Raw genomic sequence first — 15,397 nt, 5'->3', positions numbered from 1 at the left:
ACAAATATGCACCGATTACAACGACGCGATTTTCTCTATGGCATGGGCGCCAGCCTGGGCACCGTCGCTTTCAATGCGCTGCTGCAGGCCGAACAGAAAACAGAGCCGAAGCAGCAGAACCTGATCGACGGACCGCCGCTCGCTCCCCGCGATCCGCATCTGAAACCGCGCGCCAAAGCCTGCATCTTTCTGTTCATGGAAGGAGGCCCCAGCCACATCGATACCTTCGATCCCAAGCCGGCCCTGGAAAAGCTGCACCTCAAGGAATTCGTCCGCGAAGACAAACAGGTCTCCGCGATGGCCAGCGGCAAACGCTATTACATTAAAAGTCCGTTTCAGCATCGTCAGGCGGGCGAATCAGGGATTTCACTCAGCGAACATTTTTCGCACCTCTCAGAAGTCGCCGACGACCTCTGCGTCTATCACGGTCTGCAGGCGGAATCGATCAACCACCCGACCGCCTGTTACCACATGAATACCGGCAATCGATTCGGCGGTGATCCCGCGATCGGCTCCTGGATGACCTATGGCCTGGGCACCGAAAATCAAAACCTGCCCGCGTTCATCGTCCTCCCCGAAGTGGCCTACCCGCAGGGGGGCGCTGCTAACTGGTCCAACGGGTTTCTGCCCGCTTACTTCCAGGGAACCGCACTCCGTTCGACGGGCTCACCAATTCTCGACCTGAATCCGCCTCCAAACGTCACCCGTGAGACCCAGCGTAAAAATCTCGATTTGCTGGCGAAACTGAATCAGCAGGACCAGCAACGGCATCCACACGAAGAGGTGCTCGCAGCCCGCATGGAATCGTACGAACTTGCGTTCCGAATGCAGACCCAGGTTCCGGATATCATCAACCTCGAATCAGAAACCCAGCAGACTCAGGACATGTACGGTCTGGGACAGAAAGAAACCGACAGCTTCGGTCGCCGCTGCCTGTTGGCGCGGAAACTCGTCGAATCGGGAGTGCGTTTCGTGCAGATCTACGCCGCCGGCTGGGATTCACATGATTTCCTGGAACGTTCTCACAAAGCCCGCATGCAGGCCGTCGATCAGCCGATTGCGGCCCTGCTGAAAGACCTCAAAGCACGCGGTCTGTTGGATGAAACGCTCGTCGTCTGGACCGGAGAATTCGGTCGCTCGCCCGACAACGGCATCCGCAGTGGTAGACAGGCCGCGGGTCGGGATCATAACGCGAAAGGCATGGCGATGTGGATGGCGGGAGGTGGTGTCAAAGCCGGTCATCGCATCGGTGCCACGGACGAAATCGGCGACCATGCTGTCGAAGTCGTCAACCCGATTCGCAATCTGCATGTCACGCTCGAACACATCATGGGACTCGACGACAACCAGCTGACCTACTTCCACGAAGGCCGGTTTAAAGTCCTCAGCCAGACCGGGGGCGCTGTGATTAAAGAGCTGCTCGGCTGAGCGATCGCATCAGTCAGCAGCAATCACTTTCGTCATGCGTTGATGCGGAATCGTCACTGAGATGAACTCATCCCCCTGCGAGACGTAGCCCAGTTTCTCATAAAAGCCAACCGCCTCCCGCCGGGCATCGAGCTCCACAACCTGGAACCCTTGCTGTACCAGACAATCTTCTACCGACTGAATCAAACGCCGACCAATCCCCTGCCCCTGACACTCACCCGACACCGCCATCTGCCTCAGCTTCGCCCGCCCCGAACCGAGAGGCACCGCGAGCACACAAGCGACCAGCCGATCCGATTCAAACATTCCGAAATGCAAGTATTCCGTTTCACCGGAGAGATCTTCCTGTAACAGATTCATTCCGAGAGGGCGACGTAAAATTGTATTTCTGAGTTCGCAAGCCTGTTGATATTCGTCGGACTGCCAGGATATTTCTCTAAATTGCATGTCTCTGTCTCAGCTGTTCGTAAGTCACTATGAATCCTGAAGATAGATAACACGATTATTAAAAATGCCCGAGATCAATGTACCGTTGATGATCAAATTGACAGAAAACCACAAAAAAATCAATTTTCCGCGGCTAATTTTGGCCCCCTCACGCTGTATTCACTAGGGGTTCCCCAAAACTTCTCTCGTCGCGTTCCAGTGAGAGGTACTTTCCATGGCGGTAGTAACCGACCGCACAACTGAATTCATCATGCTGTTCTCCCGGCACAGCCAGAGAATCTACCGGTTCATCAGATCGCTGGTAGATAATCGAACTGATGCCGAAGAGATCTATCAGAATACGTGCACCGTACTCTGGGCCAGGTTTGATACGTTTGAAACCGGGTCCAATTTCTGGGCCTGGAGTTGTCAGATTGTTCGATATGAAGTCCTGAATTATCGTCGGCGTCAAAATCTGGAACGACATATTTTCTCTGATGAATTCTATAACCGGGTCGCGGAAAGTGCCATGGTCTCCATTGATGAACTGGATCAGCAGCAGGCAGCGTTATCAGTCTGCTTTGAACTATTGACCGATCGACAGCGGGAAGTGCTGGAGAAAATCTACGAACCCGATGCCAGCCCCATCTCGGTGGCCCGGGAGCTGAAACGCACTCCTAATGCAATTTATAAAATTATGCGTCGCGCGCATGAGCTGCTTTTGAGCTGCATTCAGCGTCGCCTGAATTCAGGAGATCTGTTCTGATGCTGTCTCCCCAGGAACAGGAAGAATTGATGCACCTCTGCTGGGAATACCAGTACGGTTCACTCAATCCGCGACAGGCCGCAAGGCTGGAAAAAATGGTGCTCAGCCACGACGCTGCCCGCGACTTATTCGTGCAGTATGCGGGCATGTGTGCCAATCTGGAATGGGAAGGCATTGTCGATCCTGGTCCGCTGGGGCGATCGACAACTTACGATCCGCTCCCCTCTGGAGAATTGCGCACGATCCCCGACTACCTCCCGGAAAAACAGGGAAACCGGAGATGGGCACTCCTGCTCAGCTCAGCCACGCTTTTCGCATTTTGCCTGCTGGGAGTTGGCTACCTGGTTTATTCCCAAGCGAATCGCCAGAACCCTCCGGCCTATCAGGCACAAATCATCCGGCTCCAGGAGGCACACTGGGCGACAGGCAAGCGAAACTGGCTACAAAATCAACGCCTGCGCACCGGAGATCAGCTCCACCTGGAGCAAGGTCTTGTCGAACTGGAAACGGTTTCCGGCGCCCGGATCGTTCTCAAAGGACCTGCTCGGCTGAATGCAATCGGCTCTGATCAGTTCCGTTTAAACCAGGGCCATCTGTTTGCACATGTACCTCCCGCTGCCCGAGGCCTCACCATCGAAACTCCCACTTCGCGCGTCATTGACCTGGGAACACGTTTCGGCCTGGTCGTCAATCCGTCCCATGAAACCGAGGTGCATGTTATCCAGGGACTTGTCCGGTTTAATCTGCTTGACACAGCTCGTGAAATCACAGAGACGCAGGATCTGACCGAAAACACAGCTGTTCGGGTACAACCTGAATCGAAAACGATCACCCGAATTGAAGCTTCACCCGAAATCTTCGTACAGAACCTGGCCAGAAACGAACCCCGGATCGTTGCCCACTGGAAACTCAACGAACCAGAATCATCCGTCACGGCACGCGACTCGGGAGATCACCAACTGGATCTGAATGTCATGGCTGAAACAGGACATTCTCCCTTTACAAGCAAACCGGCGCCACATAATTCTTCAACTGCAGCCGGACCGTTTCGATCACAGTTACATAAACTGTTTCGGACGCTGAATACCACCGAAGCAGAACTATTCGATCTCAAGCGATTCACAATCACGCTCTGGGCACGCAACCCCAGCCGTGATCGCCAGGGGGACTCCGACACACTGTTTCATTATCGTAATACCCGACTGCACAGCACCTCTCAATTGAACCTGTACTCCGACAGCAACTCAGGCAGACTGGGCTTCGGTTTTCTGGATGCGGCGAACCAATATCATTCCTGGCAAACCAATCAGAATATTCGCTGGGATCAAGATCGCTGGTACCGGATTGTCTTCACCTACGATGCCAACACCGCAGCTCCGAACGACAGCATTGTGACGTATACCCGCACCCCTGAATTTTCTTCAACCCCCGATTTGCAGCAGACATTTACCAATATTAAAGACATTCTGCCTCTCTCACCGGGGGGAGTTCTGGCGGTGGGAGGCTCCACGCTTTCCGACATCTCCCGGCACTGGGGAGGCGAGATTGCCGACGTACGGTTTATTCGAGGCATCCCCGACCGCTTCTCAAATTCGCAGGCACAACCAGCGTTGATCGCAGATCCATAACGGTCGAGAACGGTTCTCGCCTGGCCTTTTTATTTTTTTTATCGAAGCAGGAATCAAATGAAACCATCAAAATCCCAACGCGGCTTTACGCTCATTGAGCTGCTGGTCGTCATCGCCATTATTGCTATTTTAATCGCACTGCTCCTGCCCGCAGTCCAGCAGGCACGTGAGGCTGCTCGACGCAGCACCTGCAAAAATAATCTCAAGCAGATGGGATTGGCGCTACACAATTACCATTCCACCCACGGTATGTTTCCCGCCAGCCGAATCGGTCCCTATCAAAGCACCTGCACGACCTGTGGGCCGGACTCCCGCTTCAGCACTTACGTCCCTTTACTTCCCTACCTGGACCAAGCCCCACTCTACGAACAGATCACAGGTAACCTGGGATCGACGTCCTATGTCTGGAACACAGGGTTTTCAGCTTACAAAACCAAACTGGCTATTATCATGTGCCCGTCCGACGTCGACACTGGTGACATCACCACATTGGGTCAACATAATTACCTGTTCTCAGTAGGCGACCAGTACAGCAATCTCGAAACGAACTCATCCGGTGCTCTGCGGGGCGTATTTGGTTTCCGGACCAGTGTTCGCATGCGGGATATCATCGACGGCACCAGCAACACAGCTATGGTCTCAGAATGTGTGCGTCCCCCCGGAGCGGGCTCCCTGACACCGGCCAACACGTTCGGCACCAACTCCACCAGCAACACCACAAACCCATCTGCGTGCCGGGCCAGTTTTGTGAATGGTGCTTTTACCACTGGACTGCTGGACCGGAACCGCTCCCTGGGAACACGCTGGACTGATGGACGTGCAGGCTACATCAACTTTAACACCATCCTGCCTCCCAATTCGCCGGTCTGTAATGGACAGACAACATCGGGAATCTTACCTCCCTCCAGCAGACATGTAGGGGGCGTGCACTTATTGATGGGAGATGGCGCGGTCCGCTTTATCAGCGAGAACATCGACACCGGTAATATAGCTGCATCGCAGGTCACTTCAGGTAAAAGCCCCTATGGCATCTGGGGCGCACTGGGCTCCAAGAACGGAGGAGAAACGGTAGGGGAATTCTAATAACTCTACTTTTGTCGAACTGTTAACAGGGGAGGAACCTGCTCCGGTTTCTCCCCTCCTGCTTCGAATCAATTCAGGTCTGAAGGATAAATACTCAATGCGTTACTCTGCTATGCCGCTCCTGTTACTTTCCATGCCCGTTTTGATGATGTCCTGCTCTGGGTCCAGTGAAGACAAATGGACCGAACAGCGTCCCGACACCTTTCCCGCGTCCGGCATCGTCACCTTCGATGGTAAACCACTGCCCGAAGCAACCGTTGTTTTTCAATCCACGGGGGGCGAACCACAGGCCGCAGTAGGTCGCACTGATGAAAATGGCGAATTCCAGCTGCGCACTTTCACAGACGGAGACGGTGCCATCGCTGGCGAACACAAGGTCACTGTGGTCTGCTCCAGAACCGAAGGTCCACCGGAGGGGGCCAATCTGGATGAGGCCAATGTGGTCATCCAGGAAGTCTCATTGATTCCCGAGAGATATGCGGATCCAGCCAAATCAGGACTGACCGCCAGTGTCACTCCCGGGCAGGAAAATAAATTCACATTTCATCTCGATAAGGAATGATTCCGGTCACTAAGCCATCATTCCACTTCGTCCCTGCTGTCGATTTGCAGGGACGTTTTTTTATCTTCGCTTCCTTGCCCCTCATCATCAGATCGGGAATCTACGGCTTTCGTATTATTAATTTCTGCAGGTTCTACATCCGATTGACCATTGATGATCCGCGCACTCTGCAGGTGATGCACCGTTCGCCAGAGATGGTAACTGATGCGATACAGCCAGCGATAAGCGTCCAACTGATTGAGTACATATTCAAAATCATCCCCCGATCGGGACGCGGCCTCGGTAAACCGGCGTCGGACCGATTCCTGGTCCTGATCCAGTTCGCGCGCACAGTCTTCCAGCGGCTGCTCGTCCATCAGTTCGCTACGATCCTCGAAGGCGATTTCTGTGTCATCTAACAGTTTCGTCAACCGTGTTACGACCTTTTGCAGATCTTCCACATCAGCAGCCGCATCCAACCGCTCGATTTCCTTGAAGCGCCTTGTCAGGCGTCTGATGTGGTCCAGTGCCAGCACGACTTCCTGGTAACAACGCAAGGTCTGCGGATCCGATTTCGACACGTTGACCCGCCTCAGGTAATCTTCCGTAATCGTCAAGGTCTCATGTGTCTGTTCCATCATCGAGGAAATATCAGCCCGGTCTGCCTTATTTGTAAACAACCCGTGAAACAGGTGCAGTACATCCTGAAAGACTTCGGTCAATGTCGAGCGCGACGCTTCAATCGCCACGTTAGGCGTCTGGATGAATGACTCCTCCAAACGCTCCACCTGGTCGTTCACCGCATCAGGCACCAGCCAGCAGAGAACGCGAATCACCTGGCTGGATAACGGAGCCAGCATCAGGATCCCCAGCAGATTAAACAGGCTGTGAAACAGGGCCAGTCCGATTTCCGGGGAAAAACGATCCCCCTGGTTCACATAAGATTGCCAGACCCACATGTAGAGTGGTACCAGAAAATAAGCCACACAGGCGGTCGTTGTATTAAAGAGAACATGCGCAAATGCGGTTCGTCGCGCCGTCACGGAACCTCCCAGTGTGGCGATCACCGCGGTGACGGTCGTCCCCATATCAAAACCGACCACCATCGCGACTCCCTGCGTCAGCGAAATCGTACCGGTATGCACGGCGGTAATTGCCATCGCCATTCCCGCGCTGGACGACTGCGTGACCATGGAGACTCCCATGCCGATCAAAATCAACAGGATACGCCCCAGCCAGTCATCTGTGGGAAACGATTTCGGCGTAACCGTATCTGTCAGTCCCGACATCCCGGCCTGCATGTTATCAATGCCGACAAAGATCAGACCAAAGCCAGCCAACGCGAAACCGATCATCCCCACCCGCTTGCGGGCAAACATGTACATCAGAGTGCCGACCAGAATCAGGGGAAAAGCGATCTGTCCCAGCTTCAATTTGAAACCAAAGACCGCCACGATCCAGCCCGTCATCGTTGTACCCAGGTTGGCACCAAAGATGATCCCCAGCGACTGTGATAAAGAAAGCAGCCCCGCACTTGCGAAACCCACCGCGGTCACCGTAGTAGCACTTGAGGATTGCAGCACAGCCGTGACGATCGCTCCGGTAGCGATTCCGCTGGGCATGTTCTTTGTGAATTTCGCGATCAACCGGCGGATGGTATCCCCCGCCAGTTCCTTCAGGCCGTTGGTCAGGATGACCATCCCCAGCAGGAACAGCCCCAGGCCTCCAAGTGCGTTGAGAATCTCTAATCCCATAGATCGTCCGGCGGTGCCCAATCAAAGCGCGTTATTCAGACTCAGCTGATTCCAGTTCATTTGAATCAGTTATTCTATCACAAAACACGATCAGATCGAGGCTGTTTTCCGTCTACCAGGCGGTCCAGCCACCATCGACCAGCAGGTTCTGGCCTGTGATATAACTGCTCGCCTCGCTCGCCAGGAAGACAACTGCTCCCTTCAGTTCGGCCGGTGATCCCATGCGGCCCATCGGACTGTGCTCGCTCAAGCGCTCTGCCAGCCCCGCAGGTGCTTTCTCGGAAGGAAACGGTCCCGGACTCAGACAGTTGACCCGCACGCCATCTTTGGCCCAGTAGACCGACAGATGCCGCGTCTGATGGATCAGTCCTCCCTTCATCGTGTGATAAGCCACGGGACTGGCTGCACAGATCCCCTCGTACGCTTCAGGATAAGAGCCGACCACGCCATACATCGAACCGATCATGATCACGCTCCCCCGGGCCTCGCGCGCGACGAGGTGATCACGCAGTTTGCGGGCCAGCAGAAAATAGCCGGTCGCATTCTGCAGGTGACGGTTAAACGCATCTGCGGTGACATTTCGCCAGTCTTCTCCCACTGGATCATTGCCGTTATTCACCAGCACATCGATCTCGCCGGCTGCTTCCAGAGCTGCTGCAAACCCCTCTTCAATCGAATCGGCTTCCATATGATCCAGCGCGACCCCCAGATGCCCCACGCCGTTAGGATCGGGTAGTTCCGAAGCCGTCTGCTCAGCCCGTTCCTGGCTGCGGCTGCTGACCACCAGCCGTGCCCCGGCTTCGGCCAGTCCCCGCGACATCGCACCTCCGAGGTAACCACTCGCACCGGAGATTAAAATCGTCTTGCCGGTAAGATCAAACAGCTGCTGTATCGTGGGTTCATCACTTGGTTGCATAACGAATCCTGTTTTCAGGTAGAAAAACTCAATGGGTAAGGTAGTGCGCCGGTTCGACCCAGGCACGCTGTTCGACAGATTCCAGAATCGAAAGATTGACCGCAAGCGTCTGCAGTCCTTCTTCCAGCGAACAGAGCGGCGGACAGAAATCATCGAGATAATCGAGAAAGGCACTCGCCTGTCGCGAAAAGAGTGTGTCCCGTTCCAGCGTTTCCTGGTAACCGACGACCCACTCCCCCTCCGGCTCAGTGACGTGGCGGTACCAGCTTTTCTGATACTCAAATCGGAGCATGCCCCGTTCGCAGATCACAGTAATACTCGATTCATTGGCCGGTTGATGCTGATTCAGACTGAAGTTGCCCAGCACACTTCCCTGGCGGGTAATTACGTGTACGGTGTCTTCCACGTCCACACCTTCCAGCACCTGATGTGCGTAGTCCGCCACCAGGGCTTTCACCGGCCCCACCAGGTACTCGCCGGCATTCATCGAATGCGTTAACGCATCCTGCACCGCCCCTCCGCCGGTCGCGCGCGACTTGTAATAGATGTCGCGATACGCGGGCCGATAGGTGGGAAAGTTCTGACCGGAAACGACAACCAGTTCTACCGGTTTGCCATAGCGGCCCGTATCCAGATCCGCCTTCATCGCGGCCAGCGCGGGATGAGCGCGATAGACATACGCGATTCCCGCTTTTTTCTGTTTCTCTTTCAGCAGTTTCTGCAGATCGGCCACACCGTCCACCGACGTGCTCAGGGGCTTTTCGATGAACACGTCCAAACCCGCTTCAACGACCCGTTGCGCCATTTGAATATGCAGGTGTGCTGGAGTCGCGATGACCGCAAAGTCATGTGGCTCCGCCAGTGCCGAGTCCAGATCCGCATACTGAGTTTTCACAGAATATCGCTCGGCGACCTGCTGACGCAGGTCGGCGTTCAGTTCACAAATCGAGATATCGACACGGTCCGTCGCCTGGAAACAGCGCAGATGCCGTTCTCCAATTGAACCGACTCCGACTACCAGTAATCGTCTACGCTCTTTCATGATTTACTTCTCAGGAACCAGAGGGTGGGAGCAAGCGCATTTCGCAGAAACTCAGAATTCGATTGGGGGCAGCTCTACCTGTATCATAAGACAGTCAGCGAACCGGGCAATGAATCTCAAGTGAAAAATCAGGAAAGTCGACGAGAGAACCCGGTCGACCTTCCTGAGCGAATCGCAAGTGAAGTTACATTATTTCACGAACTGCAGTGAATACAGATCGGCATCTTTCATCACAAACTTCAGGCGTACCGGTTTGCCACTGAGTGCAGAGACATCGGAGCCCCCTTTCCAGGTGACGATCCGATTGATCTCGTTTCCGATCTGCTCACGTGCATCAGCGAGAGTGAAACCGGGAATTGGCTTACCGTTTTCATCCTGGATCTCGACTTTGATGCCCCCCGCTGCAGATGTCGAAAAGTTAATCGACAGTTCAGAACCATCAAAGATTAGCGGCTTCGTCACTAATTCCCCGCCGGCATAGTCGGCCCGTACGGAAGCAAAACCATCCAGACGCAGCGAATAGCGACGCAAATGGGCGGTTGGCTGCGCATAATCCTGATTCACATACACCGACATCTCTGCCGGTCCGGTCTGAACCACGTTCAATGCAGGATAGTTCGTCCGCGACACCCAGTTCTGCGCGCCGATGCCCCCGGTGATGAATCCACTCAGAAAAGTGCGATCATACATGTTACCGCCGCGGGTGGTCATCAGAATCGCATCGGATGTATCTTTGAAGTAGCGGGGATGTACGCCAATTTTTTCTGCCTGCTCATCGGTCAGTACCTGCCGCCCGGGCATGAAGCGGGCCGCGACAGCCAGATAAATATGAGGTGCCCGGAAGTAGGGATGTGTCTGGTTGGTATAGAGATGTTCGATCGGTGATTTGTCACCCCGATGCGTGTATTCCATCAGCACCGGTTCGGACCAGTGAATGAAATCGTCACTCTCAGTCCGGGCAATCCGACGGAGTTTATCTTTGAAGACCCGGAAGTAGCTGATGTATTTTTTCTCAACCGGGGACCAGAATGCGACATTCTGAGAATCAAACATATAAGGAAACGGCACCATCTCTTTGGAGATCACGGTCCCCGCAGGATGCTGTTTCCAGTGAATCCCATCTGGCGAAGTGAACGCGACCAGGCCGCTTTTCATCGTTCCGCCCAGCGCCTTGTAGCGTTCCGACTCAGGAACTCCCGGGCGTGTATCCAGGAACGGGCTGAGGTTATGCGTCATCGGAGCCGCGTCGGCCAGGATGATATTGTTCTTTTTGAAACCCTGCTTTTCGAACAGAGAAAGTTCGGGCTTGGTCCAGTGAATCCCATCCTTCGATTCCGCATAGCAGTAGACTTCTCCGGTGTCGCCGTCCGCTCCCGCCTGGGGACGTCCCCGATAGTAAGCGCGATACAGGTCGCCATCTTTAATGATCGTGCAGTATCCGCAAAACAGTCCTTCCCATGGCTTATCGAATTTCAGAACGACGCCTTCATCAACAGGCTGATGCAGCCGCAGACTCACGTTTTTCATTTTGCCGATCAGGTAATCATCCACAAACAGCTCGCGGTGATCCCCGATCTGGAGCGGCTTTGGCTCGCCTGCCTGCAGGCCGACAACATTCAGACTTCCCACAATAAACAGCATGAACAGCAGCAGTGGTCTCATGTGAATCTCCCGTCTCCTGAAAAGACATCTTGTATCTTTAGAAAAGCATTTCTGTCTGGCACCAATTCAGATTATTGACATTCTGAGCGAATGCATTGTTGACACCACACAAACAACTTGTATCATATTTAAATACAAGTAACGTCAAACTCTGCTTTTTTCAACCCTGATCTGAGAAATTCTCGCGGCCATGACAGCACGTGCCCCGGATTCACAACAGACCAGCCCTGCGACCTCGCTCCCCGGCAAGCAGCGCCCGAAATACCTGCAGTTGGTGGAACAGCTCATGGAGCAGATTACGCAGGGCGAACTCAAGCCCGGAGCCGCCCTGCCCTCGGAACACCAGCTCTGTGAAACGCACCAGTTGGCACGGACCACCGTCCGCAATGCGATGCAACTGCTCGAAGAACAGGGCTGGATCAACCGCATTCACGGCAAAGGTTCGTTCGTCAGTACGAAACCGCCGATCCCCATTAAACAGCAGCTCGATATTTTCGCTTTCGTACTCCCTGAAGTTCGTACCGGCTTTTATCCGTCATTGCAGCGGAGTTTCGAACAGGCAGCCGCCCTCACCCAGAATCAGGTGCTCGTCTGCTGCACGGAAAACAAAGTCGACATGCAGGGCAATACGATCCTGCAACTCATCGACAAACACGTCGCCGGTGTGGCACTGGTCCCCGCGACCGTTCCGCCGACTCCCGCGTACCAGGTGCGACAACTGCAACAGCATGGCATTCCCGTTGTCTTCTGTCACCGGGATGTCGAAGGCATTCAGGCCCCCCTGCTTTCCATCCCCTTCCGTAAAGTCGGCCTGCTGGCAGGACAGACACTGCTGGAACAGGGACACCGTTCGATCGCCCTGTTTTCCCCCCACCGCGCCACGGCTTCGATTGAATACGAAACCGGACTCCGCGAAGCCCTGGCTGCCAGCCCCGATTCTTGTCCGGAACCGTTCATCTTTCACGGACCCAGTTCGCAGCTCCATCCGATTGACTATGAACCGGATCTGCTCAACACCCTGGAAACCATGTTTCAGCGTCCCGATCCGCCCACGGCGATCTTCGCCACCTTCGATTCACTGGCCGAGCTGATTTATCTGCTGCTCGGCAAACTCGGAAAACGCGTTCCGGAAGATGTCTCCCTGCTCGGATTCGGTGGCACGGTCCGTCACGGCGCAATCCAGAGCCGACTCTCTTCGATCACCGTCGATGAAGTTGCCATCGGCAGAAAAGCAGCTGAATTACTGACCCAGATGAAACAGGGAGAACTTCCCATCGATTCTGCGGAAGTCTTTCCCATGCCCATTAACACCAGCGCCGGACAGACACTGGGACCACCCCCAGCTCAATAACGATTCCCCAACTTCGCCCCGACGAGGCCTCAACCATGCCTGCCAGACTGTTCTCCCCGCGTATTCCAGTGACCACTCCCCTGTGGTTCGCACTCTGTCTGCTCTGCTTGCTTACCTGGCAACCCCCTCAACTGAAAGCCCAGGAAGCCCCCACACTGGAGCAGAAACTCGCCGGGCTCCCGCAACCCTGGCAGGAGAAGCTGCATCGCCTGACACTCAAGGAATACACGGAAACGCTGAAATACTGGGAGGAAACTCATCCCGACCTGGTTCAGGTCGATCGGATCGGCGTGACACTCGAAGGCATTCCGCTCCCCATGCTGAAAATTACCGACTCCAAAACCGACCTGAAACAGAAACAGATCTGCCTGGTGACCGCCCTGCATGGCGGCCCCGAACGCAGCGGCACCACTGCAGTGATGCACTTCGTGGAATGGATGCTCAGCGATGATCCAGAAGCCGTGCGCACCAGACAGAATCAACTGCTGCTGATCATCCCCATCATCAACCCGTACGCTTACTTCGAAACGGATCGCTTTGGCAATTCCCAGAAAATCGACCCCTACACCGGGGGTGGCACCGCTAACTGGGATCTCAAAACCCTGCAGTTCAAGCTGCCGGAAAAATCGCCGGAAGTGATGGCGATCCTGTCCGTCGTCGATCAGTTCAAGCCTGATGTCCATGTCGATGTGCACGGGACCGGCCTGCAGGAATACAGCCCCGAACAACTGGGTTCCCGAGAGCGCTACCGCGGTCAGACGATGTTTGAAGTCACCGGCTCTGCTTATTCGAATATGTCGCTCCGCCCCTGGGACTGGCGGATCACCGAAGCCATCAACCAGGCGGGCGAAGCTGCAGGTTACGGTTACGATCGCTTCGAAGCGGACGCCCAGCGTCTCTTCTGGGGCACTTCCCTGACGGCTATATCCAATCGACTCTGGCTGGGACGTCCCCAGTTCTACACCGCGCATTACGGCTATGCCCACTATCACACCATGCTGATGGCATTTGAAGTCGGCTGGGAACAAAGCGGCCTGGCGCGGCTGCAAGGCCTGATGCAGATCGGCAACCAGCGCTGGGACGAAGATTACCACCCTGGCTACCCTGTCAATCGCGTCAACAGTTATATCGGCCACTTCGTCAGTGCCTGGGGTCCCACCGCCCAGGCCCGTCGCCAGAGCCGAGTCGAACTCTGGAAACAACAGCCCCGCTTCTCCCAGGCCGTTCTCTATCCGCAGACCGCCGGCCGGGAAACCTATTTCGTCGCCACCTCCCAGAAAGCAGCAGAGCTACTCTCTGCCGACATCACCGAACTCCTCGACAACATCAAGGATGTACCCGGGATCGACCAGAGCTCACTCAAGTCAATCATCAACGCGGGACCGGAAATCAAAATCGCCGTCAGCAAAGGACGTGCGCCAGAACCGGAAGAACCGCCCATTCAGCAGGGCATTTCGTTTCAACTCCGCCTCCCTTATCAACGCCCGGAACTCGTCGACATCAGACTCAACGGACACCTGCTGGAAAAAAGCGAAACAGATGGCTATGTCTCCTGGCCCGGGGCCGGTTTCACGCATGTGCAGATCAATGTGCCTCCGGAAAAATCCAGTAAAACTGAACTGTACCTTGTCACCTGCCTGTATCACCCGCGGGAAACCAGAACCTATGGCTGGAAGCCTCCTGCCCCGGTCCTGGACCGCATTCAATCGGAAAAATAAATCGACCTTCACAACCCAAAGGAAGACCTCATGAAAAACGCCTCGCTCCTCTGCGTCGCCTGCCTGGTCCTGCTCTGTCTGGCAGCGCCACTACAGGCCAACGACAAACCGGTTCAACTGAAGCTGGAAAGTGTCCAGAAAATCTGGGACAAAGACCCACACAACGCCTTCACCGGACTGACCCGCTTCAAAGACAAATGGTACTGCGTGTTCCGCACGGGGAAAGCACATGTCTCCCCCGACGGTGCCCTGCAGGTCCTCGAATCCGAAGATGGTAAGGACTGGACGCCGGTCGCCCGCGTTACCTCCGAGACTGCTGACCTCCGCGATGCGAAAATCAGCGTCACTCCCGAGGGGCAGCTCATGCTCAGCGGTGCCGGGGCCCTGCACCAGCCTGCTCCCTATCGGCATCAGTCGATGTCCTGGTTCTCCGATGACGGCAAGCACTGGTCCAAAGCTCATACCATCGGCGATCCCAACCTCTGGCTCTGGGGCAATAAGTGGCACGATGGAGATGTCTACAGTATCGGTTATCACACCGGTAAAGAAGGTCCTCGCTTCACTCGCCTCTACAAAAGCAGTGATGGCAAGAATTTTGAAACCGTTGTCGACAAGCTGATTGACGAGGGATACTCCAACGAAAGCTCCCTGGTCTTCACCAAAGACAACACCTGCTACTGCCTGCTCAGACGGGACGGTAAAGGTGCCACCGGCCTGCTCGGTATTTCAAAGCCCCCCTACACGAAATGGGAATGGAAGGACCTGGGAATCAAGATCGGCGGACCGGAACTGTTCCAGTTGCCCGATGGTCGCTTCCTGGCCACCGTACGTCTCTACTCCCCCAAAGTGCGGACATCAATTTGCCAGCTCGACGTGGAAAACGGCAAGCTCACCGAACTGCTCGCGCTCCCCAGTGGCGGTGACACCAGCTACGCGAACATGGTCCTGCATGATGGCCTGCTGAACGTGAGCTACTATTCCAGCCACGAAGGCAAAACATCCATCTATTTTGCCAAAGTCAGTTATAAATAGTTGATGTTAAAATGACTGTGGCCTGCAAACGAAACGGGAGCATGAACCAG

Annotated in this window: 13 protein-coding genes; 8 read left to right on the top strand and 5 right to left on the bottom strand. The window is 55.0% G+C overall.

Features of this window, described 5'->3' with window-relative positions:
- Positions 1-6 precede the first annotated feature (6 nt).
- Positions 7-1,428 (top strand): DUF1501 domain-containing protein, encoded by a 1,422-nt coding sequence (locus tag HG66A1_RS06475; protein WP_145181379.1) that lies wholly within the window; start codon positions 7-9, stop codon positions 1,426-1,428.
- Positions 1,429-1,437: 9 nt separating this feature from the next.
- On the opposite strand, the gene HG66A1_RS06470 is transcribed toward HG66A1_RS06475, so the two are convergent.
- On the bottom strand, positions 1,438-1,875 hold the full coding sequence (locus HG66A1_RS06470; protein ID WP_145181378.1) for a GNAT family N-acetyltransferase: 438 nt from the start codon (positions 1,873-1,875) through the stop codon (positions 1,438-1,440).
- A 214-nt stretch (positions 1,876-2,089) separates the two neighbouring features.
- Here HG66A1_RS06470 and HG66A1_RS06465 point away from each other — a divergent pair, with 214 nt between their 5' ends.
- The 4 genes from HG66A1_RS06465 (at position 2,090) to HG66A1_RS06450 (ending at position 5,893) form a co-directional block, all read left to right on the top strand.
- Positions 2,090-2,620, top strand: coding sequence for a sigma-70 family RNA polymerase sigma factor (locus HG66A1_RS06465; RefSeq protein WP_145181377.1), 531 nt, complete (start codon positions 2,090-2,092; stop codon positions 2,618-2,620).
- A complete protein-coding gene (locus tag HG66A1_RS06460; RefSeq protein WP_145181376.1) occupies positions 2,620-4,248 on the top strand; it encodes a FecR domain-containing protein in 1,629 nt (542 codons plus the stop codon). Before HG66A1_RS06465 ends, HG66A1_RS06460 begins: the two co-directional genes overlap by 1 nt.
- Positions 4,249-4,305: 57 nt before the next feature.
- Positions 4,306-5,331: a DUF1559 domain-containing protein gene (locus HG66A1_RS06455; RefSeq protein ID WP_145181375.1), complete on the top strand. Its 1,026-nt coding sequence runs from the start codon at positions 4,306-4,308 to the stop codon at positions 5,329-5,331.
- A gap of 97 nt (positions 5,332-5,428) precedes the next feature.
- Complete coding sequence (locus HG66A1_RS06450; RefSeq protein WP_145181374.1) at positions 5,429-5,893, top strand: Ig-like domain-containing protein; 465 nt, start codon at positions 5,429-5,431, stop codon at positions 5,891-5,893.
- A 17-nt stretch (positions 5,894-5,910) separates the two neighbouring features.
- Here HG66A1_RS06450 and HG66A1_RS06445 read toward each other — a convergent pair whose 3' ends face one another.
- The 4 genes from HG66A1_RS06445 to HG66A1_RS06430 form a co-directional block, all read right to left on the bottom strand.
- Positions 5,911-7,626, bottom strand: coding sequence for a Na/Pi cotransporter family protein (locus HG66A1_RS06445; RefSeq protein ID WP_145181373.1), 1,716 nt, complete (start codon positions 7,624-7,626; stop codon positions 5,911-5,913).
- 112 nt (positions 7,627-7,738) lie between these two features.
- A complete protein-coding gene (locus HG66A1_RS06440) occupies positions 7,739-8,542 on the bottom strand; it encodes an SDR family NAD(P)-dependent oxidoreductase (protein WP_145181372.1) in 804 nt (267 codons plus the stop codon).
- A 28-nt stretch (positions 8,543-8,570) separates the two neighbouring features.
- Positions 8,571-9,584 carry a Gfo/Idh/MocA family protein gene (locus HG66A1_RS06435; protein ID WP_145181371.1) on the bottom strand — a complete coding sequence of 338 codons (1,014 nt, stop codon included), beginning with the start codon at positions 9,582-9,584 and terminating at the stop codon, positions 8,571-8,573.
- A 189-nt stretch (positions 9,585-9,773) separates the two neighbouring features.
- On the bottom strand, positions 9,774-11,246 hold the full coding sequence (locus tag HG66A1_RS06430; protein WP_145181370.1) for a hypothetical protein: 1,473 nt from the start codon (positions 11,244-11,246) through the stop codon (positions 9,774-9,776).
- 190 nt (positions 11,247-11,436) lie between these two features.
- Between HG66A1_RS06430 and HG66A1_RS06425 the strand changes: the two genes are divergently transcribed.
- Genes HG66A1_RS06425 through HG66A1_RS06415 form a run of 3 tightly spaced genes read left to right on the top strand, consistent with a single transcriptional unit; the run spans position 11,437 to position 15,347 of the window.
- Positions 11,437-12,597, top strand: a complete 1,161-nt coding sequence (locus HG66A1_RS06425) for a GntR family transcriptional regulator (RefSeq protein WP_145181369.1) — start codon at positions 11,437-11,439, stop codon at positions 12,595-12,597.
- A 35-nt stretch (positions 12,598-12,632) separates the two neighbouring features.
- Positions 12,633-14,315 carry a M14 family zinc carboxypeptidase gene (locus tag HG66A1_RS06420; protein ID WP_145181368.1) on the top strand — a complete coding sequence of 561 codons (1,683 nt, stop codon included), beginning with the start codon at positions 12,633-12,635 and terminating at the stop codon, positions 14,313-14,315.
- Positions 14,316-14,345: 30 nt separating this feature from the next.
- Positions 14,346-15,347, top strand: a complete 1,002-nt coding sequence (locus HG66A1_RS06415; protein WP_145181367.1) for a sialidase family protein — start codon at positions 14,346-14,348, stop codon at positions 15,345-15,347.
- Positions 15,348-15,397: the final 50 nt, after the last annotated feature.

This window comes from Gimesia chilikensis (genome assembly GCF_007744075.1).
Taxonomy (GTDB): domain Bacteria; phylum Planctomycetota; class Planctomycetia; order Planctomycetales; family Planctomycetaceae; genus Gimesia; species Gimesia chilikensis_A.
This window is presented reverse-complemented; position numbering and strand designations above follow the sequence as displayed.